Here is a 19,786-nt window from a genome sequence, read left to right on the forward strand (position 1 = left end):
ACGACCTCCCATAAACCCCGCAACGCCCGCCTCGATCGCCCCATCTTAATCGAGGCACCGAGACTTACGACCCATACGCCGCGGCCGCGCTGATTTAGGCGGTGCACGACGACTTCCTTAACTCACAACGCCCTGTGGTAATGGGTCCCGGCTCAAGGCCGGGACGACACCTGTTGTGTGGCTACACGTGCCGCTCAGCAGCTCACGCCTTCTCCAGCGCTTGCGCAAAATCCTCGATCAGGTCATCCGCATGCTCGAGCCCGGCGGAGAAGCGAATGAAGCCTTCGCTGATGCCGAGTTCGGCGCGCGCCTCCGGCGTCAGACGCTGATGCGTCGTGGTCGGCGGATGGGTGACGAGGCTCTTGGCGTCGCCGAGATTGTTCGAGATCCGCGAGATCTGCAGCGCGTTGAGGCAGCGGAACGCGGCCTGCTTGCCGCCCTTGACCTCGAAGCCGACCAGGGTCGAGCCGGCGCGCATCTGCCGCTTCACCAGTTCGGCCTGCGGATGATCTGATCGCCCGGGATAGATCAGCCGCGAAATCTTCGGATGCTTCGCCAGCGCATCGGCCACCTTGCCCGCGGTCTCGGTCTGCGCGCGTACACGTACCGCCAGCGTCTCCAGTCCCTTCAGCAGCACCCAGGCGTTGAACGGCGACATCGACGGGCCGGTATGGCGCATGAAGTTATGGAGGTGCTCGGCGACGAACGCTTCCGAGGCCAGGATGATGCCGCCGAGGCAGCGGCCCTGGCCGTCGATGTGCTTGGTGGCGGAGTAGACAACGACGTCGGCGCCGAGCGTCAGCGGGCTCTGCCAGATCGGCGTGGCGAACACATTGTCCACGATCAACCGTGCGCCGCCACTGTGCGCGATCTCGGCAATCGCCGGGATATCGAGCACGTCGAGCGTCGGATTGGTCGGGCTCTCCAGGAAGAAGGACTTGGTGTTCGGCCGCAACGCGCGCTGCCACTGGTCGAGATCAAGACCGTCGACCAGCGTCGTCTCGATCCCGTAGCGCGGCAAGAGATCCTGCACCACGTAAAGGCAGGAGCCGAACAGGGCTTTCGAAGCGACCACGTGGTCGCCGGCCCGGAGCGGTGCGAGGATCGCGGTCGCCACCGCGGCCATGCCGGTCGCGGTGGAGCGCGCGGCTTCCGCGCCCTCGAGTTGGATCATGCGGCGCTCGAACATCTCAATCGTCGGATTGGAATAGCGCGAATAGATAAAGCCGGGCTCCTCGCCCTTGAATCGGGCCTCGCACTGCTCCGCGGAGTCGTAGACGTAGCCTTGGGTAAGGAACAGCGCCTCGGACGTCTCGCCGAACTGCGAGCGTAGCGTGCCGCCATGGACAAGGCGGGTTTCGGGACGATAGCGGGTGGTAGACTTAGCCTCAGGCATGTGACCTCCATCGTGACCACCATTGAAAATGGTCACAAAAAACCGGCCTGGAAAAATTTCCACAGGCCGGGATCACACGTGTCCCCGGCCTGTTTAGCGACTTATTTAACGTGGCTGCAAGCCGGCCGGCTCAAATCACCACGGGATAAGTCATGCTGATATTCCCTCGCGCCCTTTTCGTCAAGCCGGCCATCGGATAACCCCTAAATGCCCATATTTATGAGGTTTGGATGACATCTGGGTCATCCTCCCGGGCTCCCTTGAGGACCGCCGTGCCTTTCACGCTGCCGCCCGACGCCAACGGAATTCTGCCCGACCGCATGATCGCGGCGATGGCGGATGCGGGCCTGATCCTGCCGGCCTATCCCTTTGTCGAGAGCCAGATCCAGCCCGCGAGCCTTGATCTTCGCCTCGGCGACATCGCCTACCGGGTGCGCGCGAGCTTCCTCCCGGGGCCGGGTGCGACGGTCGCCGAGCGTATCGACGAGCTGAAACTGCACGAGATCGACCTCACTGACGGGGCGGTGCTGGAAACCAACTGCGTCTACATCGTGCCGCTCCTGGAGAGCCTCGCGCTGCCGCCGGAGATCGTCGCCGCCGCCAACCCCAAGAGCTCGACCGGGCGGCTCGACGTGTTCACCCGCGTGATCGCGGACGGCACCCGCCGCTTCGACATGATCGGCGCCGGCTATCACGGGCCGCTCTATGCCGAGATCAGTCCGAAGACGTTTCCAGTGCTGCTGCGCGAGGGATCCCGGCTGTCTCAAGTGCGCTTCCGCACCGGCGACGCCATCCTCAACGCGGACGAGCTGGACGCGCTGCATGAGGCCGAGCGGCTGGTCGATATCGACGACGCCGATCTCGCCAATGGCGTGGCGCTGAGCGTCGATCTGAGCGGCGCGAATTCCGGCGGTTTTGTCGGCTACCGCGCCAAGCGCCACACCGGCGTGGTCGATGTCGACCGCCGCGGCGGCTATGCGGTCGATGAATTCTGGGAGCCGATCGCGGCGCGCCCGGACGGCAGCCTGATCCTCGATCCCGGCGAGTTCTATATTCTGGCGTCGAAAGAGGCGGTGCAGATTCCACCGGATTACGCCGCCGAGATGGTGCCGTTCGATCCTCTGGTCGGCGAATTCCGGGTGCATTATGCCGGTTTCTTCGATCCCGGCTTCGGCTATGCCGGCGCCGGCGGGCAGGGCTCGCGCGCCGTCCTGGAAGTGCGCTCGCGCGAAGTGCCCTTCATCCTCGAGCACGGCCAGATCGTCGGCCGTCTGGTCTATGAAAAGATGCTGGCGCGGCCCGACGCCATGTACGGACAGCGCATCGGCTCGAACTATCAGGCGCAGGGCCTGAAGCTAAGCAAGCATTTCCGGTTGTAGCCTCGCTCTCCGTCATTGCCTGCGACAAACGCGAAGCGGTTGCGCAAGGGAGCGTTAGCGAAGAAGCAATCCATGCTCTCCACGCGTAGTGGCATGGCTTGCTTCGCTGGCGCTCGCAATGACGGCTGATATATGCTCGTCGCCAACAACGAATGAAGGCGGGAGAGAACATGAGCGGCGAGCAAGCAGCCCGGGAAGCGCAATGGGCGAAGTGGCGCAGCGTCGCCGATCTCTATCACGCGTTCTTCACCGGCCTCGTTCTCACCGTCGTCTCCCGCCGCGGCACGGCGGACGCCGCCGAATTCGTGTTCCGGGTGTTTCGCCGCCAGCAGCAGGAACGCTTCCTGCCGGGGCTGGAAAAACTCGGGCTCAGCCATCTGCCGCCGGCGGTCGCGGCTGCGCGGTATCATTATCTCTCCAACTGGATCGGCGGCGTCCATGTCGAATACATGTACGAGACCGATCGCAAGGCCTGGATCCGTTATCCGCCGCCGCGCTGGATCTGGCGGGGGACCGCGATCTGCGGCGTGCCCGGCGAAGTGTCGCGCGCGATGCTGCGGGGATGGCACGGCAATAACGGCGTGGCGCTCGGCAATCTCAATCTCGGCTTCGTCTGCACCAAGCAAAGCGTCGAAGGCCAGGATGGCCTCGAAGGCTATTACTGCGAATACGATCATCCGCTCGACCTAGATGCGCGGATGGTGTTCGCGCGGCATCTCGAAGCGCCGCGCTTCGATCCCGCCACCGCGCCGGCATTGCCTGTTGCAGGCTGGCCGAAGCCGCGGTTGGAAAAGGCCTATCGCAACTACGCGATGGAATATGTGAAGACCGCGGCTCCCGTGATGGTGCAATGCTTCGGCCCGGAGGATGCCCGATATCTGTTGCACCTCACCGGCAAGCTGATCGGCATGCAATATTTCGACGAGATCGCGCAAAACCTCGGGGCGAGCCGCGGCGGGCCGAAGGAATTTGCCAGCTTCCTGCGTGCGCTGTTCGAGGCGCAGGATGATGCGGTTGAGATCAGCGAGTCCAATGGTACGTTCGAAATCCGGCAGCAGAGCTGGAAGCTGATGGCCGATGTCGGCGATTATCACCCGGCCTGCGCCAGTGTCCTGCAGGGATTGTTCGAGGGTCTGGCGGCCGGCTGCGGCCGCCATATTCCGGTCCATTTGAAGCCGCCAACCGGCGGAAAGGCACCGTTCGTCTGGTCGATCGGCTAAAGAGAGCGCGCTCGCCTGCAATCGCGCAGGGCCCCATTGCGTTGCGCGCACGCGGAATCAGGCCTTGCCGTGCTAGGAAACAGCTCGGCGCAGCGAGATAATGCGCCCAAAATATTGAATGGGCGCGCGACCTTAAGGTTGCCTTTCGCGCGCGGGAGCAGAAATGTCCGATATCGGCGTTGCCGAAATTCCCGTCGACGAGGAAGAACGTCCGCTGCCGCCACCGCCGCCGCCGGCGAAGAACGCGCTGATCGACGGTCCGATCCTGCGCACGCTGCTGTGGCTCGCCTGGCCCAACGTCATTGCGCTCTCGGCCGGCACCTGCGTGGTGATCGCCGAGACGTCCTATATCGGCCGGTTAGGGGTGGAATCGCTGGCCGCGATGGCGCTGGTGTTTCCCTGCGTGATCCTGACCATGACGATGTCAGGTGGCGCCATGGGCGGCGGCGTTGCGTCGGCGATCGCGCGCGCGCTCGGCGCCGGTGATACCGAGCGGGCGTCGGTGCTTGCCGCGCATGCCTTGCTGATCGGCCTCTGCTTCGGGCTCGTCTTCATGCTGGGCATGCTGATCTTCGGCCCCAAGTTGCTGGAATTGCTCGGCGGCCGCGGCAACGTGCTGACGCAGGCGATCGGCTACACGCAGATATTCTTCGGCGGTGCTGTCGTGCCGTGGCTGATGAACACGATGGCCGGCATCCTGCGCGGCACCGGCAACATGAAATTGCCGTCGCTGCTGATGCTCATTTCCGCCGTCTGCCAGATCATCCTTGGCGGCACGCTCGGTCTCGGCCTCGGGCCGATTCCGCAGTTCGGCATGCGCGGCGTCGCCGCCGGTTCGCTGATCGCCTTTATGGTCAGCATCTCCGTGATGACGTGGTATCTGTTTTCCGGCCGTGCGCGCGTCGTTCCCAAGCTCATCGGCCTGCGGATTCGCTGGGCGATGTTCATCGACATCCTCAAGGTCGGCGCCATCGCCTGCTTCTCGCCGCTGCAGTCGGTGCTGACGATCAGCATATTCACCTACATGCTGGCGGGTTTCGGCACCGAGATCCTGGCCGGTTACGGCATCGGCGCGCGGCTCGAATTCATGCTGACGTCGATCGCCTTTGCGGTCGGCATCGCGACGGTGCCGATGGTCGGCATGGCGATCGGCGCGCAGCGCATCGCGCGGGCCCGCAGGATCTGCTGGATCGCGGGAGGCGTGGCCTTTGTCGGGGTCGGCGCGCTTGCGACCTTGATCGCGATCTTCCCCGACATCTGGGTCAAGCTCTTCACCGACAATGCGGGCGTGCGCGCCGCAAGCCGGCAGTATCTGTCTACGGCGGCGCCGATGTATGCCTTCCTCGGCCTCGCCACGACCTGCTATTTTTCATCGCAGGGCGCGGCCAAGGTGCTCGGCCCCGTGCTGGCGCAGACCGCGCGGCTGGTGTTCATCATCATCGGCGGCTGGTGGCTGTCGACGCACGATGCCACCGCCACGGACTACTTCATGCTGACGGCAGCATCGATGATGCTGCTCGGTCTGCTGTCCTGCGCAAGCGTGATCCTGACGCGGTGGGGACCGAAGCAGGGTCCCCTTGCCAAGGCTCGTCCGGCGCTGTCGTAGCTCAGCGCCGCCGATGACGCCGGCCGTGACGGCTGCCACCCATATTGGCCATGCGCATCAGCTGCGGAATCATGCTCATCATCTCGCCGCCGCCAGGGCCGCCGAGCATGCCCATGATGTCGCCGCCGCCCATGCCGCCCATGTTGACGCCATAGCCGTCGGCCATGCCGCCGCCATAGCCGCCACCGAAGCCGCCGGGGATTCCACCGCCGCCCATCATGCCACCAAAACCACCGCCTCCACCTTCCATCATGCGGCCCATCATCGGCCCCATGGTCTGCATCATCATGCCAAAGCGGCGCTTGCCCATCTTCGCCTTCATCATTTCCAGCATCGGCGCCATCTGAGTCATCATGTCGTCGCCGCCACCGCCACCGAAGCCGGCGAATTGCGCTTTCGCCGGCGTCGTCGTCAGGGCAAACAGCAGCAGCAGCGTGGCCGCCTGACACACAACCTTGTCAGCTCCAGTCATGGTTCGACCTCCCAATGCGCCGCGGCCCGCGGAGGCGGTGCCATCCGGGCGCAAATGGTGACGCTAGGAGCGGACGAAAGGCTGATCTGTGCGACAGATCACGGTGCTCGGCGTCGGGCGGTGAACTCGGTATTGACACGCCAGCTCGCGCCGTTGTCGGCGGAGATCTCGCCGCGCCAGAGGAACGAGTTAGGTGTGATCTCGGAAAAACTCCAGCGCATCAATTGGCCGTCCGGCCGCGTGCCGTGCTGCACGATGTCACGGCCTTCAGCACGCCCGATCATCTGCAGAAAACTTCGCGCCACCGGGTCGGTCCACTGGATCCGCCAGGCGTCGATATCGGGATCGTAGACCCGCAGCGTCGTGCCATAGGAATTGATCTTGGCGGTGGCGTCGCCGTGGCGCCCTTCGCCACGCGGCGGTACGATCCAGACATCCTGTATCGCGCGGCCTTCCAGCGCCCAGCCGAAATGCCATTCACCGGCGCGGCGGCGCTCGCGGCCGTCGTCGGCAAATTGCCTGACGTCAAGATCCCAGGAGCCGATGAAGCGTCCGTACAGGTCCATCTTGCCGGCGCGGTCGGCTGAGGGACCGACCGCGCCGAGCGCTTCGAGAAACGCGGAAATCATGCCGCGGCTTTCCCAAGCGCGTTCTGCATCGCCAGCGCCGCCTGATCCATCTGCGCGTTCATGTAAGGCGCGATTTCATGCGGCAGCACGTCGACGGTCCAGGCCAGCCGGCTGCGGCCGTTGCCTTCCGCGGTCACCTGCACCGAGGCGCTGTGCTGTTTGATCCGTTCGCTGACGACAGCATAAACCAGCCGCCGCCGTGCATCGTCGCAATCGACCAAAAGTTCGCGCGCCACCGTGCCATTGGAAAACGTCACGATCCGCGCGTCGCCGTCGAGGCGGGTGTCGAGCACGAAGCCGGGCACCAGCCGCGTATGCAACGCCCCGAAGTCGCGCACCGCGTCCCAGACGTCATTGGGATTGGCGTCGATGATGATGTCCTTGTGGATGGAAGCCATGAGGCAGGGTCCTTCAAATGAGAATGAGAGGCATCGGTCCGTAGGGTGGGCAAAGGCGCACTTCGCGCTGTGCCCACCATCTATCCACACCGTTGTCTTGAATGGTGGGCACGCTTCGCTTTGCCCACCCTACGGTGCGCACCTACGTACAAACCGCCTCGACATTGTTGCCGTCAGGATCGATCAGGAACGCCGCGTAGTAGGTCGGGCTGTAATCGGCCCGTGCGCCCGCGCCCCCATTGTCGCGGCCACCGGCCTTCAGCCCCTCGGCGTGGAATTTCTTGATCGCGGCATGATCGGGCGCGCGGAACGCGACATGGGCGCCGGTGCTGCCAGCGCCCTTGTGCAGATGCAGCCAGAGCGCGGGTTGGTCCTTGGGGCCGAAGCCGGCGCCGGAATCATCGCGCGAGCACAGCACAAAGCCGAGGGGCGCGAGCGCTGCCGTATAGAAGCGCACGCTGGCGTCGAGATTTCCGACGCGTAATCCGATGTGGTCGTACATTGCTGTTCTCCAGTGAGAAGTGCGCGCGGGAATGCCGCGCAACCTGGAGAAACCCTAGCTAGTTGAGGGCAAGCCGTTCTTGGAGAATCTTGCGCTTCCCCCGCGAGGCCTGGCGGAACCGCAGCGGCGAGGCACCGGCGGCGCGGTGGAACGTGCGCACGAAATTGGAGAGGTCGCCGAAGCCGACGTCATAGGCGATGGCGGTGATCGGGCTGTCGTCATCGGCCAGCCGCCGCGCCGCATGGCGCAGCCGCGAGCGCAGCAGATATTGGTGCGGGGTGACGCCGAGCACGTCGGAAAACAGCCGCAGGAAATGGAACGGGCTGATGCCGGCTTGCGCGGCGGCATCTTCCAGGTCGATTTCGCGGTGCGAATTGGCATCGATCCACAGCGCGGTTTCCACCGCGCGGCGGCGGTCGCGGGCGGCGTCGGGACCAGTCTTGCGTGGCTTGCCGGAAACCACCTCGACAAAGCGGCTGGCGAACACCTGCCCGATCTCGTCGAGGCCGATGTCGCTGTTGCCATCTGCCGCCGCCTGCGCCAGTTCGCCGAGCACCATCAGTTCCGGCAGCGGCGGCGCCGAGCCGATCTGCCAGATATCCCTGGCTTCGCTGATCGCATCGACCAGTTCCGGCCCCAGGAAGAACGACAGGCACTCGTCGCCGCAGACGTGATCATGGGTGCAGGTATATTCGTCGCCGGGATGGCCGATCAGCACCGATCCCGCCACCAATTCACTGAACTTGCCGCGGCAGTGCAGGCCGAAACTGCCTTTGCGGACATACGAAATCGAGTGGCAGCGGTGCAGCTCGGCAAAAGGCTTATCGCCGGGTCCCGCGCTGCAGCGGAAATCGGATACCGAAATGGATTTGCGCTCGAGCAGGGTGGTCGCGGCCATCCCGTAAATTTAGGTAGGCGGGCGCGGCGGCGCAACCGGCAGCAGCACGTCGAACAGGGTCTTGCTGGCGGTCGGGTGGGTGCCCTCGATCGACAGCAGCCGGCGCTTGGAGATGGCGCCGCCGTTCGGCGAGATCTTGTCGGCATAGTGCCCGGCCTCGAGCACGCGATGGCAGGGCACGATGATCATGAAGGGGTTGCGGGCGATCGCCTGCGCCACCGAATACACCGCGCCCGAGGCGCGTAGCGCACTTGCGACCTCGCCATAGGTACGGGTCTCGCCGCGCGGGATGGTGCGGGCGAGCTGATAGACGCGCTGGTTGAAGGCGGGAATCCCGGTCATGTCGAGCGCGACATCGGAAAGGTCGCTGTAGCCGCCGCGCAGCAACGCCACGATGCCTTCGATCGCGATGGCGACATTCTCCGGAGGGCGAAGTTCGCGGGCGTCGGGATAAAGCTGGAACAGCCGCCGTCTGGTGTCGATCTCGCGGGCTTCCGGGAGCTGCACGCCCATAACGCCGAACTCGCCCCATGCGATCCCGCACCGGCCGATCCCCGTGTCAAAAATGCTGTAGCCACGCCCCGCCATACGCCACCAACCCCGGCAGGATCATAACACCGTCATCAAAGTGCGCATCTGGAATCTTTGTAAGCCGTTAAGGGCCTGGGGGCGGGAAGGCGCGGGTACCGCTTGGCGGAACGCCCGGGGTCGGCTAATCAGGGGGAGCGCAAATGCGTTCGCGGGCGTAGTTCAATGGTAGAACGGCAGCTTCCCAAGCTGCATACGAGGGTTCGATTCCCTTCGCCCGCTCCAATACTTAACCGAAGTTGTTGGGAAAGTTTTGTCAGCGGTTTTGCTGGATTTGTTCATTCTCTGGTCTCCAATTTCTTGATCCTTGCTTTGATTGCGGCTGCGCGGCCGACGTAGCGACGAATGATCTTCTCGACGGACCCTTCTTCCCACGCGAGCGTTTCGGCGATCTCACGCATACTAAAGCCGGCAATGTAGAACTTCGTCGCTGCTGTTCCCCGCAGGTCGTTAAAATGCAGATCTCGTTCCGACATGCCGGCGTCGATCTTGGCTTTGTTGAACGAGCTACCGAAACCATCGGCCGTCCACGGTCTACGCCGGCTGCTGGTCAGGATCGTTGTCGCGCGCTTCGGAATGCGGGCGAGCACAGCGCGCAGACCGTCGTAGAGCGGAATGATGGCCTCCCGCTTTCCTCGGCTCTTGCCCGTTGCCAGGATAATCGCGCCTTCCGACTCGTTCACATGCGACCACGACAGGCGCATGAGATCGCCGAGACGGAGGCCGGTATGCGCAGCCAAATCAACGGTGTTCGCGATCTCGGCAGAGCAGGGCTTCTTGCCGCCAGCCTTGAGCTGAGCAATGTCAGCGTCCAGCCAGATGATCTCTGACCGGTCGTTGTTATAGAGGTGTTTGATCCCCTCACAGGGATTGCCAGCAATTCTGCCCAGTTCGACGCCGTGAGCCACGACACGCGAGAGAACCTGAAGCGCATAGTCAGCGGTGCGCGGCGTGTCGGCCCATTGGTTGCGCCAGCGGCGGATCACTGGCCGAATTTTCTCGGGCCGATCAAACTGCGCGATGCGCAGTTCGCCAAAATAATCGGAGACTCGGTCGAGCCACTTGCCCCATTGAGACCGCGTAGATTCCGCAAGCTTCTTGTACTCTCCGCTCCCCTTATAGTCAGTGACTACGAAGCGGAAGCGGTTCTTGTCTGGCATGCGGTGGTGCTCGATCGCCTCATTGTAGGAGGCCATGAACTCCGGGGAGCCGGGTTCACCGCGGAGGCGAGGGCCCTTGCGCCAGGCATAGTAGTAGACCTTGCCCTTGGACCTAACCTTCGCGATACCCTTCAATTCAACCCTCACCATGGCGCGCCTCAAACTCAGCGAGTTCGCGGTCCAATTCATCAACCGTCCCAGACATGGCAATCGGGGGGGCGTTGAGGTCGAGGACAATCGAACCGTCGCCGCGAAATTCGGCGCGCTTAAAACCGGCTCTCACCGCAGCCTTAAGGACCCTGGTGACGCTGGTCTGGTTAAAGGGTTGCGCGCTGCGCGGCATCAGCCAGCGATCCTCTCCGGCTGTTTTTCCATCCGCGCGCGAAGGCTACGGATGATTTCGCTATTCTGGCTTGCGCCGTTGTACGAGGCTTCGCTTTCGAGCCACGTCTTCACGTCCCTGGGCAAACGAACGAGCAGCCGCTCGGCTTCCTCACTTTTAACCATTTCAGGTATCCTCTCGTTTGAGAAACTCGCCGTCGATTCAGGTAGGTAGGTCAGGATAATAACCGGCGTATATCGGCGAGGCCACGCGGGTTGTCGAAATAGTTGCGCTGACCACTCCGCATCTCAAAATGTCAAAAGTGCTTGTTTTGAAGATAGATGAGCAAACATGGCACCCTCCCTAGAGAACACTCACGCCGTACTCCGAACGGAGGGATTAAATCACGCCTTCGTTACCGCGCACCTCTGATGCAAGCCGGCCCGCGCACCATCGGCACAAACGGCCCCGGCGCGGGGGACGCTATGCTGCACCAAGGCCGCCAACCCAACGGGGGTTTTCTCCCGATTGTCCGTGCCCGGCCTAACGTTTCCCGTGAAAATGCGCCGTAACACTGCGGACAATTCACCCGTGCGCGCCTATGCGCACAGGTGGGAGCACTGTCGGATGCCAGCCAAGCACTTGCCGAGCAATGGCAAAGCAAATGCCGATCTTGAAGCAGGCGCGGCCGGCGTACAGGTCGGATCAGGCGCATACCGACCGCCAAGCAATGCTGCGCCGGATGCAGGCGAGAGTTGCTATTTCATCAAACCTCCCCAGCAGGAGTCAGTAGCCTAATGGCATCCAAGGGCGACCGAGAACGCAACAAACTGATGAAGGTGGCGCAGATGATAACGACTGTCCGTCCCAAATCCGCCGGAGTAAAATAACGCAGATCCTGCTCGGGTGACCGAAGTTTTCCGACCGGGAACGTCGTTCCAACTGCGTGCACGGTTCAAATCAGTGCAGAGCCATGCGTGCTATGAATCACATACGCCAACCTGATCCCTGCGTATTTCCCCGGTTACTGGCTGGCGGGAATGGTCTCGCCCCAATGACAGGGGATTTTCAAAATGATTACTCTCAAAATCACCGCTATTTTGGCCATCTGTGCCGGGACATTGACCGCGCTGGCATCGAGCGAAGTCGGCGCCGAACTTGTTCTCGCCATTGTCAGCCTCGTATAAGGCTCCGTTTTCGCGGGCAAAGAAAAACCCGCCGGTAATATACAATCGAATCTTCCCTGGGGCGGCGGCCCAAGACATTGGGCTATGCCCGGGCTAACGCGCCGCCTCATCGATTCCCAACTGCCACCTCGGCAACACCCGAAAGGATGTGCGCTCGACCGAAACCCGCGCGGCCTTACGCTCGCCGAAAAAGCGCCAACGGCGACCAAAGTTAACGCAACTTGTGAAATCGTTCCGAGCTACTTTGGAGTACCTCCGCGGCCTCTTCGTAAACAAGCCGTCCGTTTGGAACGCTAGGCCGGGACAGTAGTTTGAAATTTCATTCTAAGTGGTGTTTTTTATCGTGGAGTAAAATTGTGAGTGACGTGCAAGAATTTAATAGACTGGTCGTCGGCGCTCGCTTCAAAATGAGTGAACTCGGAGCTACTCGATTGCGATGGCTGGCCGGCAATACAGGGATCGTTGTCGAGGTTTCCCAGCGCAATACTGGCGTCACCGTGCTGTTCGATGGTGCCCCCAGACCAACTTGCTTGCACAGGGATTTTATCACCCCGATCTCGCGGTAGCGTATCGGCCGGCTTTGTAGAGGGCTGGGGCTGAACGCCAACGGGCAATAAGGAAGGGACTGATCGTCCAAAGGAGAGGTGACGATGGACGGAAAGATATTCAACAGCGAAGGACAGTACGTCGCCGTCATCATTGCAAACGAAATTTATAACCTATCCGGACAGAAGCTGTATGACCTCCGCGGTCAAAAGGTCTACAAACCAACGGGCGAACTCGTCGGACACCTTAGCTCTGCCGGTGCTGACAAACGGCTCGACAAATCGAGCGACCGATTGTTTCCCAAACTAACAACAGGCCGCGCTAGGTTGGGGGACTGAAGCCAACCATGTCCATATCTGCCAAACTCATCGAGTTGGTGCCTGAGGGCGAAGCGAACGCGGTCTCGGGCCGGGTGCTCTGGCAGCAGCTGGGCATGTGGTCACCCGTTAGTGTCAAACACACTTTGAAAAAGATGGCCGCAGCGGGTGAAATCGAAAGGAAACACGTTCCGCACCCAACTGGTGAAGTGGGATTGTATTTCAAACAACCGCGCCGGCCGCGATAAGCGCTGGCAGCGTTAGGTGTATCTTTCATAGCCACGAAAAGAGGTAGGTTCGCGCCGCTCCGATCCCCAAGGGATTGATAATTTGCCGGGTAAGGTTGGCCGCGCTTCAATAGCGCATGCCCGAACTCACCCGCCGCTCTCACCCGAACGCTCCGACACTTGGCACGTCTTCTACGGGGACGTTCAGGTCGGCGCGATCGCGGTCCAATCGGGCTTGCCGACACACGCCAAGCAATGGCGCTGGGATTGCGGCTTCTATCCGCTGTCACACCGCGGGGGGTCTCGCTCGGGTTACGCTGCAACCTTCGAACAGGCGCGGTCCGGTTCGAGGCTGCCTGGAAAGACTACCTCCCGAATGCGCGGAAGCTGATTTCAACGAGTATCGCCGCCAACGCGCCTGGACGGCCTGGAAATACGCCATGCACGCCGCTGGCATCATTCCTTTGGAGGCACGGTGCGCAGATAGACGACGATGGCGCTGAGGTCGGCGTCGGTCATGCGGGCATACCATTCAAAACCCATGGGAGGCTTGAGCTGGCTGCCGTTCTTGCCGATGCCCTGGGTGATGGCCCGCTTGATTTCGGCGTCGCTCCACGCGCCTATGCCCTTCTCCTGGTGAGACGTGATGTTGCGGGAGATCGATTCTCCCCACGGGCCGCGAAACGACTGACCGCCGCTGCCAAGGCCATTCGCGAAATCCAAACGGTCATTTACCTTAGGCGTGTGGCACTCCATGCAATGGGCAATCGTGACGAGATAGAAGCCGTGCTTGACTGGTTCGCGCAGGTCAGCGTCGGTCATTCGCTTGTCGGCGCCGGGAGGGACTTCGACATGAAGGGCTGCCTTGTAGACCGGCGCCTGGACCTTGTTCGAAACCGCGGGCACTGAACGCAGATAGGCGACAACCGCGTCGAGATCTCCAGTGGTGAAGACCTTGTAGAAACCATAGGGCATGATCGGCGCGAGCGGGACCCCAGGCGGCCGAACTCCTTCGATGAGTGCCTTTTTAAGGTCGTCTGCACTCCACTTGCCGATACCGCTGTCTGGGTCGGGCGTGATATTCGCGCCCTTGACCGTGAAGGTCGGCTCATCAAACGTCTGCGGCCCGCCCGAATAGAGCTTCGCGGCGTCGATGACGCCGCCCGGTCCGCGCGGCGAATGGCAGTTGCCGCACGTCAATATGCCTTCCACTAGATAGCGCCCGCGTTCCACTGGCGTCTGTGCTTGGGCTGTTGCGGTCAGCATTTCAGCGACCGAGACAAGCACAAAGATCGTCTTCGTGTTGCAGTTTGCCATGACTGACTCCATCGCCTCTGGTTCAGAGCTACGGATGGGTGGTTGGCGACCTCGTAGTCGCTCGCAACGCAAGCGCGCAAGGCTATGCGACGCGTCCCTCGCGTCAGCGCGCACGACGCGTCGAGACGCGCAGACCATTGATGAAACGGTTGGATGCCCGCCGACGGCATGTTCGCTGCCACTTCAAAAAAGGACTTCGGCACGTCCCGTTGGCAGCTCGGTCACAAAGCTACATCATTTACGCGACCTCGGGAAGGAGCCATGGCAGCTTTTGGCACTTATGAGACATGCGACCCGCCTTTACGATGTCCGCTTCCGGGGGAAAACCGGAAGTAGTCTGCCGACGACCAAAGTGACGCGATTGACCCGAAGCGGACATTTTCTCTGCTAGGATCGGTAAGAGGGTCAGCGACCAATCGCTACCGCAAAGTGAGCCAGATGCGATATTGGCTGAATTTGATCATTATGAGTGCGTTGGCGGCCATTGTCGTTGCCGTCCCATATGTCACGTATCGCCTTATCGATCCGCTGCCGCCGCGTCGCTTCGCCATCGCGGCTGGGGCGGCAGGATCGGGGTACGATAACTATGCGAGGCAATACGCTCGCATACTCGCGCGCCATGGTGTCGAGCTGGAGATCCGAAATTTTGCCGGCGCCATTGAAAATCTTGATCAGCTGCGCGATGCCAACTCCGGGGTGCAGGCTGCCCTTACTACCTTCGGCGTCACACAATCATCGGATGCTGGCACCTTTTATTCGCTGGGTGGGGTGTTCGATGCCGCGATATTCATTTTCTACAAAAGCACGGAGCCTGTTACGCTCTTTGCGCAGTTGCGTGGCAAGCGCCTCTCCATCGGCATGCCAGGAACCGCCCTGCGATTGGCTATGCTAGAAATTCTCAAAGCCACTAATGCGTTGGATTCTTCGACCCAACTATTGGATCATCCCGATTACACACGAGCAATCGACGCATTGATGGCGGGCGAAATCGACGTGCTGGTCATTCCACAGCAGGATCTCAACCGCGTGCAGGATACGCTCGACGCACCTGGCGTTCGGCTAATGAGCGTCGCGCAGGCTGAAGCCATCGCCCAGACGATCCCCGGTCTCAAGCACGTAGTGCTCTGGCGAGGTGTCCTTGACCTAGGCCGCGACATCCCGAATTCAAACGTCGATATGCTCGCTTCCCGCAATAGAATGTTGGTGCGCAAGACCCTTCACCCAGCGTTGCAATATTTGCTGCTGGAAGCGATGCGCGAAGTCCACTGGCCCGCGGGCTCGTTCAATCGCCTCGGCGAGTTTCCGGCCGAGCAACCCAGTGATTTGCCTCTTTCTCCAACGGCAGAGGCATTTTACCGATATGGCCCGACCTTCTGGCAACGCTACACGACGTTCTGGCTCTCGTCGCTCCTCAACCGGATAGCATTCTTTATCATTCCGTTCATTTTGACGATTATTCCGCTGGTCGGCTTCGCGCCTCGCATTTATCGATGGCTCCACGTTCGTCGTATCGACCAATTGCACCGCGCTCTGGGGCACTTGGAACGGGAGCTTGCGCAGAAGCCGGATGCAGCATCCCGGGAGGCCGAGTATCTGCAACGAATGGCCAAGATCGAAGCCGACGTGCGGTCCCTATCGGTTTCGCGTGCATTCGAGGTTGATCTGCAGCGGCTCAAGGCGCACTTGCGAATGGTACAAGAAGAAGTTCGTCAAGTGGGCGCGTTTTCCTGAGAGCATGTCTGCTCTTGGCACAAAACGGACATGGCGAGATGTCCGACTTGAGTCCGCTTTCGCGGCGTAAGCGGAAGTCGCCGCGTGAAACTGCCGCTGATGCTGCAAATATCCACGGCAACCCCTTTTCCTTGCGCAGTTGATCCCACGCGTAAACGCTGCGCGCATGGGCGTCGGCACAACACCCAGCCGCGTTTCAGCGCTCAAGCCCGCAGCATTCCGCCGGGGGCGTTCGCAAGCGCTCATGATGCCACCCGTTCGAACGGGATAAGGTCGCCGTTTACTGGATTGAACGGCTCTTCAGGTTCGAGGCCTTCGCGCTCCAGCGCTATCTGCAACTCTTCTTGATCTTCGTCCCAATCAGGCGCCAAGATCGAGCGGCGCTTCAACTCGGCGCGCTCCGTTTTGGCAGACAAGACGCTGCGCTTTTGCGCGTCAGCGATCACCTTCGCCTCTTCGGTGCTGCCGACCATGGCGACGAAATCCGTCGAGACATTCGCCGTGACTTGGTCAGATTGCGCAAGCCACATCGAAGTGAACATCAGCGCTTGGTCGAGCGAATCCTTCAGTGCACAAGACCACGCTTCTATCGCAGAATGCGCTCTGCTGTTGTCGATCGCAGATGCGGTTGCTGTGACGTTGCCCGACTTTTGAACCATCGGTTCCATCGCCAAGCGTCGAAACTCGTCCATCACTCGCTCAGGCGATTTGGCAACCTCTGCGACCAGCGCGGCATCGGGTCCGATGATTTTCCAGTCCGTTTTTCCATCCGCGCCCGATGGCGGCGCAAACAACGTGATACCTGGGCCGATCTCGATTTGAGATGCAGTCTCGCGTTCGCCCGTCGATGCATCGGTCGTCGTTTTGGGATCTGGCGCTGCCATTCCGACACCGACCAGCGTAGGCCAGCCAGAAAAGTTCTCGATCTCGGTGCTGCGAGCCATCGCTCGATAGTGTTCAAGGGACATAATTGCGAGATCGTACAAAGGCGGCTTGACCGCAAACGTTCCCTTGCGCCGGCCAGTGAAAAACAACACGAGCGGAATCTCGGCGATCGTCAGATCACCTTCCGCAATGACTACATAATCGGCGCCCTTGGCCGGTTTTTCCCACAGTTTCCAGTGAGGCTTGCCCGCGTCGTCCAGCTCAAAGTGACGGACACGCTCTACGAACGCCTCCGCAAAGCCATCATGAACCGCGGCACATTCTCGCCAGCGGGCGTGTGTAATAACTTGCTTGCCGTTCCGGGCATCCGTCCGCACGTCTAGAAAATCCTGGGGCCTGATCTTCACCCAGAACGGGCGGACGCCCAGTTCCTTTTCCTCTGCAAGGCTCAGCGGCTCGGTATCCGGGCCGGGAATTACCCGATTGAAGTCCACGAAAATTCCCACGACCCCGAACGTTACGCCGTCATTGAAGATTCCACGAGAAAACACATTGATGTTGTTCCCGAGCATGTCCACGTCAGTGGCGAACGCCTTCATCTCGGTCGATACCTTGCCTTCTACCGTGACGGGCTTGGCAAACGGCCGGGATGTGAGGGATTCAACCGCGGACGGAAAGATCGGACGCCACGGCGCATCAGCCAGTCGGCGCCGATATTTTTGCTCACTCTCGCGGGCAAATCGCGGCAGGTACCGCTCGGCGCCAGCTTTGATCGCGTCGTTGCCCTCCATCACGTCGCTAATCAATCGCCACTGATCGACCATGCAGGTCGTATCGGCAGAGGGCGTATCCGGTCCCGCCGATTGCTTGACAACCTGCGCGCCCACAGAAGCCACGAACCGTTCGCCTCTGCCGAGTAAATTGGAAAGCCACGCCATGCTCTAAATCTCCTTACGCAGCGACCGACGATTTAATTTCTTCCGGCTTGGCGTCTCGCCAACGGCGGGCCTCGAAGTCGTAAACCCGGCAGACATCAACGGGCTTTCCGTCGTGCAGCTGGGTCTCGACGCGGAAAGGAAGCTCGCCATTGTTGGCTTCGGCAGCTTTGGCGATCTGATCGAAAATGCCGCGCTCGCAGCCGATGGTTTCGCGCAATTCATCGCGTGCAGCCGTGACAACTCGCTCCGCGGTGACCACAACCTCGTCAAGGTCGCGCAATTCACCAATAGTCTCGCCGTGGTGGCGTTCGAGCTGTTCATTGACGATGGCCTTATGAACTGATGGATGCAGCCCGCTCAATGCCGGGATTGCCCCGGCAATCGCCGCGGCAACTGCCGGTGTCTGTCGGTTGGCCTTCAAAAACTCTTCGCGCTGCCCTGGGTTCATGGCGCGCATTGCTGAACGGATTTCCTCCTGTTCCTTGCGCTCTTCGTCCGAAGGCTTCGGCAAGGTCAGGCTCGCCGCCTTTGCAGCAATGTCGGCCTTAACCTTCTCGACAACTGTCCGCGCGCGGCGCAATGCCGGCAGAGAATCCGTTAAGGCAACCTCGCCGAGGGCTTCGGTTACACCTAGCGGTGTAAATCGGCGAGTAGCTTCGGTTTCCTCACGCTTGCCACGCAATCCGTCCACGACAGCCAGGCTGTCGATGTAGACTTTCTTCAGCTTGGCGACCGGCGAATCCTCCGGGCCATCGAAGGCAAACGGGCCGATACGCCTGCGGCCCTTTTCGCTGTCAGTCGATGCGGGACCGATGTAGGTGCGGCCAGGCCACGGATGTTTAGAATCGCGGGGTTTATAAAAACGGTTCATTTGTTACTTCCATTCGTAGTAGGAGAACTGCGCGACCGGGATGCGTGATCGACCCGACGCACACCAGACGGCGCCGGCCGCAGCGTTCGCAAAGTCGTCGTGTTCGTTTGGAATGTGATCGATGCGAGCGCCGCGAACGACCAAACCGAGCAACTGCTCCTGAAGCTTCGGAATGTCAGGCAACTCGACTTCGCCAGCGTTTAGCTTCGGTTCCAATTCTTCATAGAGAACCGTTTTCGACTGGCTGCACGGGATGTATGTGATCCCCATGTCTTCGAAATCGTTCTTAAACGTTGACCCCGCATAGTTGTCCCCGGTCACCCGGCGCAGCCCGTACGATTTGAGCAACGTGGCAAATCTCAGCACCGCGTGACGCGGATTGAACGGCGCATCGCCAACCTGCTTGGTCACAAGGTCAACAATCGTCTTGCCGTTTTCCTGATGCGCAATGCCAAGAGTGGCGTCGTCCGACGAACCGCCGGACATATCAACAAAAGCGACGTATTCCTTGCCCTGCTGGAACGAGAGAGATTGCCGCTTGCTCACGATCGCAGACAGCACGTTATCGGGGTCCAGAAAGGCACCCGTGGGGGCGCCCGGCATGTTGAGGTGCAACCGCCTGAACTTGTGCGTCGGCAACCGGCGCCGCTGCTGGTCGATGTAAGCGATACCCTCAGGCCAGGAACCCATTGACGGGTTTGCGCGATACTCTGGCTCCAGCTCGGCAAAATTGGGATCGGTGCAAGTCTCGCCCGAATACCAGCTGAACAGCATGCGGGGGTCGTCGCCGGCAATGCCGCGCTGTTTCAGATCATGCAGCGGAATGCCGGGGGTATTGTAGATCGTGTCATATGACGTGATCCAGATTCTGGTGTCCGGCCTGGTCGGGTCCGGGGCCATCGCTTCAAGCAGGTCGTAGTCGCGCCAGCCGTGGATCTCATCGAGCCCGAGGAACAGGTACGTCTTGCCATGTGCACCGATGCTGTCACGCGCCGGCAGGATTTGCAGGAAGCCCCGACCGTCTACGCGTTTGATCTCTTCGGAGAATATCTCGACCTCGCCGCCGATCTCGTCGGCGTTGGCCTCAACCAGCTTCTTGGCTAGGCTCAGGTCGTCGCCCGCCTGCTTCAGGTCGTTGGCGATGATGTAGCATTCATTGCCCTGGGGGCTTTCGAGGCAGAGTAGGCAATAGATGCC

19 protein-coding genes, 1 tRNA gene, 1 pseudogene and 1 riboswitch are annotated in these 19,786 nt (G+C 61.2%); of the genes and pseudogenes, 7 read left to right on the forward strand and 14 right to left on the reverse strand.

Annotated elements, in window-relative coordinates; genetic code table 11:
* Positions 1-202: 202 nt before the first annotated feature.
* On the reverse strand, positions 203-1,396 hold the full coding sequence (locus tag JQ611_RS40275) for an O-succinylhomoserine sulfhydrylase (RefSeq protein WP_212468703.1): 1,194 nt from the start codon (positions 1,394-1,396) through the stop codon (positions 203-205).
* Positions 1,397-1,468: 72 nt separating this feature from the next.
* A riboswitch (SAM riboswitch) is annotated at positions 1,469-1,548 on the reverse strand.
* A gap of 78 nt (positions 1,549-1,626) precedes the next feature.
* Here JQ611_RS40275 and JQ611_RS40280 point away from each other — a divergent pair.
* The 3 genes from JQ611_RS40280 (at position 1,627) to JQ611_RS40290 (ending at position 5,601) form a co-directional block, all read left to right on the forward strand.
* The gene (locus tag JQ611_RS40280) at positions 1,627-2,775 is read left to right on the forward strand and encodes a 2'-deoxycytidine 5'-triphosphate deaminase (RefSeq protein ID WP_249133844.1); all 1,149 of its coding nucleotides are present in this window, start codon (positions 1,627-1,629) and stop codon (positions 2,773-2,775) included.
* Positions 2,776-2,945: 170 nt separating this feature from the next.
* Positions 2,946-3,995 carry a hypothetical protein gene (locus tag JQ611_RS40285; protein WP_212468704.1) on the forward strand — a complete coding sequence of 350 codons (1,050 nt, stop codon included), beginning with the start codon at positions 2,946-2,948 and terminating at the stop codon, positions 3,993-3,995.
* 163 nt (positions 3,996-4,158) lie between these two features.
* Positions 4,159-5,601: an MATE family efflux transporter gene (locus JQ611_RS40290; RefSeq protein WP_212468705.1), complete on the forward strand. Its 1,443-nt coding sequence runs from the start codon at positions 4,159-4,161 to the stop codon at positions 5,599-5,601.
* A 1-nt stretch (position 5,602) separates the two neighbouring features.
* Here the strand turns inward: JQ611_RS40290 and JQ611_RS40295 are convergent, their stop codons facing one another.
* The 6 genes from JQ611_RS40295 to JQ611_RS40320 form a co-directional block, all read right to left on the reverse strand.
* Positions 5,603-6,073, reverse strand: coding sequence for a hypothetical protein (locus JQ611_RS40295; RefSeq protein WP_212265328.1), 471 nt, complete (start codon positions 6,071-6,073; stop codon positions 5,603-5,605).
* Between the two features lie 98 nt (positions 6,074-6,171).
* Positions 6,172-6,702, reverse strand: coding sequence for a hypothetical protein (locus JQ611_RS40300; RefSeq protein ID WP_212468706.1), 531 nt, complete (start codon positions 6,700-6,702; stop codon positions 6,172-6,174).
* Positions 6,699-7,100, reverse strand: coding sequence for an SRPBCC family protein (locus JQ611_RS40305; protein WP_212468707.1), 402 nt, complete (start codon positions 7,098-7,100; stop codon positions 6,699-6,701). Before JQ611_RS40305 ends, JQ611_RS40300 begins: the two co-directional genes overlap by 4 nt.
* Before the next feature lie 142 nt (positions 7,101-7,242).
* Positions 7,243-7,602 (reverse strand): VOC family protein, encoded by a 360-nt coding sequence (locus JQ611_RS40310; RefSeq protein ID WP_212468708.1) that lies wholly within the window; start codon positions 7,600-7,602, stop codon positions 7,243-7,245.
* A gap of 58 nt (positions 7,603-7,660) precedes the next feature.
* Complete coding sequence (locus tag JQ611_RS40315) at positions 7,661-8,500, reverse strand: AraC family transcriptional regulator (RefSeq protein ID WP_212468709.1); 840 nt, start codon at positions 8,498-8,500, stop codon at positions 7,661-7,663.
* Positions 8,501-8,509: 9 nt separating this feature from the next.
* Complete coding sequence (locus JQ611_RS40320; RefSeq protein WP_212411798.1) at positions 8,510-9,088, reverse strand: methylated-DNA--[protein]-cysteine S-methyltransferase; 579 nt, start codon at positions 9,086-9,088, stop codon at positions 8,510-8,512.
* 151 nt (positions 9,089-9,239) lie between these two features.
* On the opposite strand from JQ611_RS40320, the gene JQ611_RS40325 reads away from it, so the two are divergent.
* Positions 9,240-9,313: transfer RNA gene (locus JQ611_RS40325), tRNA-Gly, on the forward strand.
* Positions 9,314-9,366: 53 nt separating this feature from the next.
* On the opposite strand, the gene JQ611_RS40330 is transcribed toward JQ611_RS40325, so the two are convergent.
* From JQ611_RS40330 to JQ611_RS40340, 3 genes are read right to left on the reverse strand one after another with little or no spacing between them, the layout of a single operon-like run.
* Complete coding sequence (locus JQ611_RS40330) at positions 9,367-10,398, reverse strand: tyrosine-type recombinase/integrase (protein ID WP_212468710.1); 1,032 nt, start codon at positions 10,396-10,398, stop codon at positions 9,367-9,369.
* Complete coding sequence (locus JQ611_RS40335) at positions 10,385-10,591, reverse strand: hypothetical protein (protein ID WP_212468711.1); 207 nt, start codon at positions 10,589-10,591, stop codon at positions 10,385-10,387. The genes JQ611_RS40330 and JQ611_RS40335 overlap by 14 nt, the downstream gene beginning before the upstream one ends.
* Complete coding sequence (locus JQ611_RS40340) at positions 10,591-10,755, reverse strand: Arc family DNA-binding protein (RefSeq protein ID WP_249133845.1); 165 nt, start codon at positions 10,753-10,755, stop codon at positions 10,591-10,593. Before JQ611_RS40340 ends, JQ611_RS40335 begins: the two co-directional genes overlap by 1 nt.
* Positions 10,756-12,407: 1,652 nt before the next feature.
* Between JQ611_RS40340 and JQ611_RS40345 the strand changes: the two genes are divergently transcribed.
* Both JQ611_RS40345 and JQ611_RS40350 read left to right on the forward strand, forming a co-directional pair.
* On the forward strand, positions 12,408-12,641 hold the full coding sequence (locus tag JQ611_RS40345) for a hypothetical protein (protein ID WP_212468712.1): 234 nt from the start codon (positions 12,408-12,410) through the stop codon (positions 12,639-12,641).
* A gap of 8 nt (positions 12,642-12,649) precedes the next feature.
* The gene (locus JQ611_RS40350; protein WP_212468713.1) at positions 12,650-12,868 is read left to right on the forward strand and encodes a hypothetical protein; all 219 of its coding nucleotides are present in this window, start codon (positions 12,650-12,652) and stop codon (positions 12,866-12,868) included.
* Between the two features lie 435 nt (positions 12,869-13,303).
* Here the strand turns inward: JQ611_RS40350 and JQ611_RS40355 are convergent, their stop codons facing one another.
* A complete protein-coding gene (locus JQ611_RS40355) occupies positions 13,304-14,164 on the reverse strand; it encodes a c-type cytochrome (RefSeq protein ID WP_212468714.1) in 861 nt (286 codons plus the stop codon).
* A 438-nt stretch (positions 14,165-14,602) separates the two neighbouring features.
* Here JQ611_RS40355 and JQ611_RS40360 point away from each other — a divergent pair, with 438 nt between their 5' ends.
* Positions 14,603-15,895, forward strand: a complete 1,293-nt coding sequence (locus JQ611_RS40360) for a TAXI family TRAP transporter solute-binding subunit (RefSeq protein ID WP_212269827.1) — start codon at positions 14,603-14,605, stop codon at positions 15,893-15,895.
* A gap of 242 nt (positions 15,896-16,137) precedes the next feature.
* On the opposite strand, the gene JQ611_RS40365 is transcribed toward JQ611_RS40360, so the two are convergent.
* From JQ611_RS40365 to JQ611_RS40375, 3 genes and pseudogenes are all read right to left on the reverse strand, one after another.
* Positions 16,138-17,718 carry a DUF4055 domain-containing protein gene (locus JQ611_RS40365; protein ID WP_212468715.1) on the reverse strand — a complete coding sequence of 527 codons (1,581 nt, stop codon included), beginning with the start codon at positions 17,716-17,718 and terminating at the stop codon, positions 16,138-16,140.
* Between the two features lie 13 nt (positions 17,719-17,731).
* Complete coding sequence (locus JQ611_RS40370; protein ID WP_212468716.1) at positions 17,732-18,589, reverse strand: hypothetical protein; 858 nt, start codon at positions 18,587-18,589, stop codon at positions 17,732-17,734.
* 3 nt (positions 18,590-18,592) lie between these two features.
* Positions 18,593-19,786: pseudogene (locus tag JQ611_RS40375) on the reverse strand (hypothetical protein); the annotation flags it as partial.

Source organism: Bradyrhizobium sp. AUGA SZCCT0182 (assembly GCF_018130185.1).
In the GTDB taxonomy this organism is placed as follows: Bacteria; Pseudomonadota; Alphaproteobacteria; order Rhizobiales; family Xanthobacteraceae; genus Bradyrhizobium.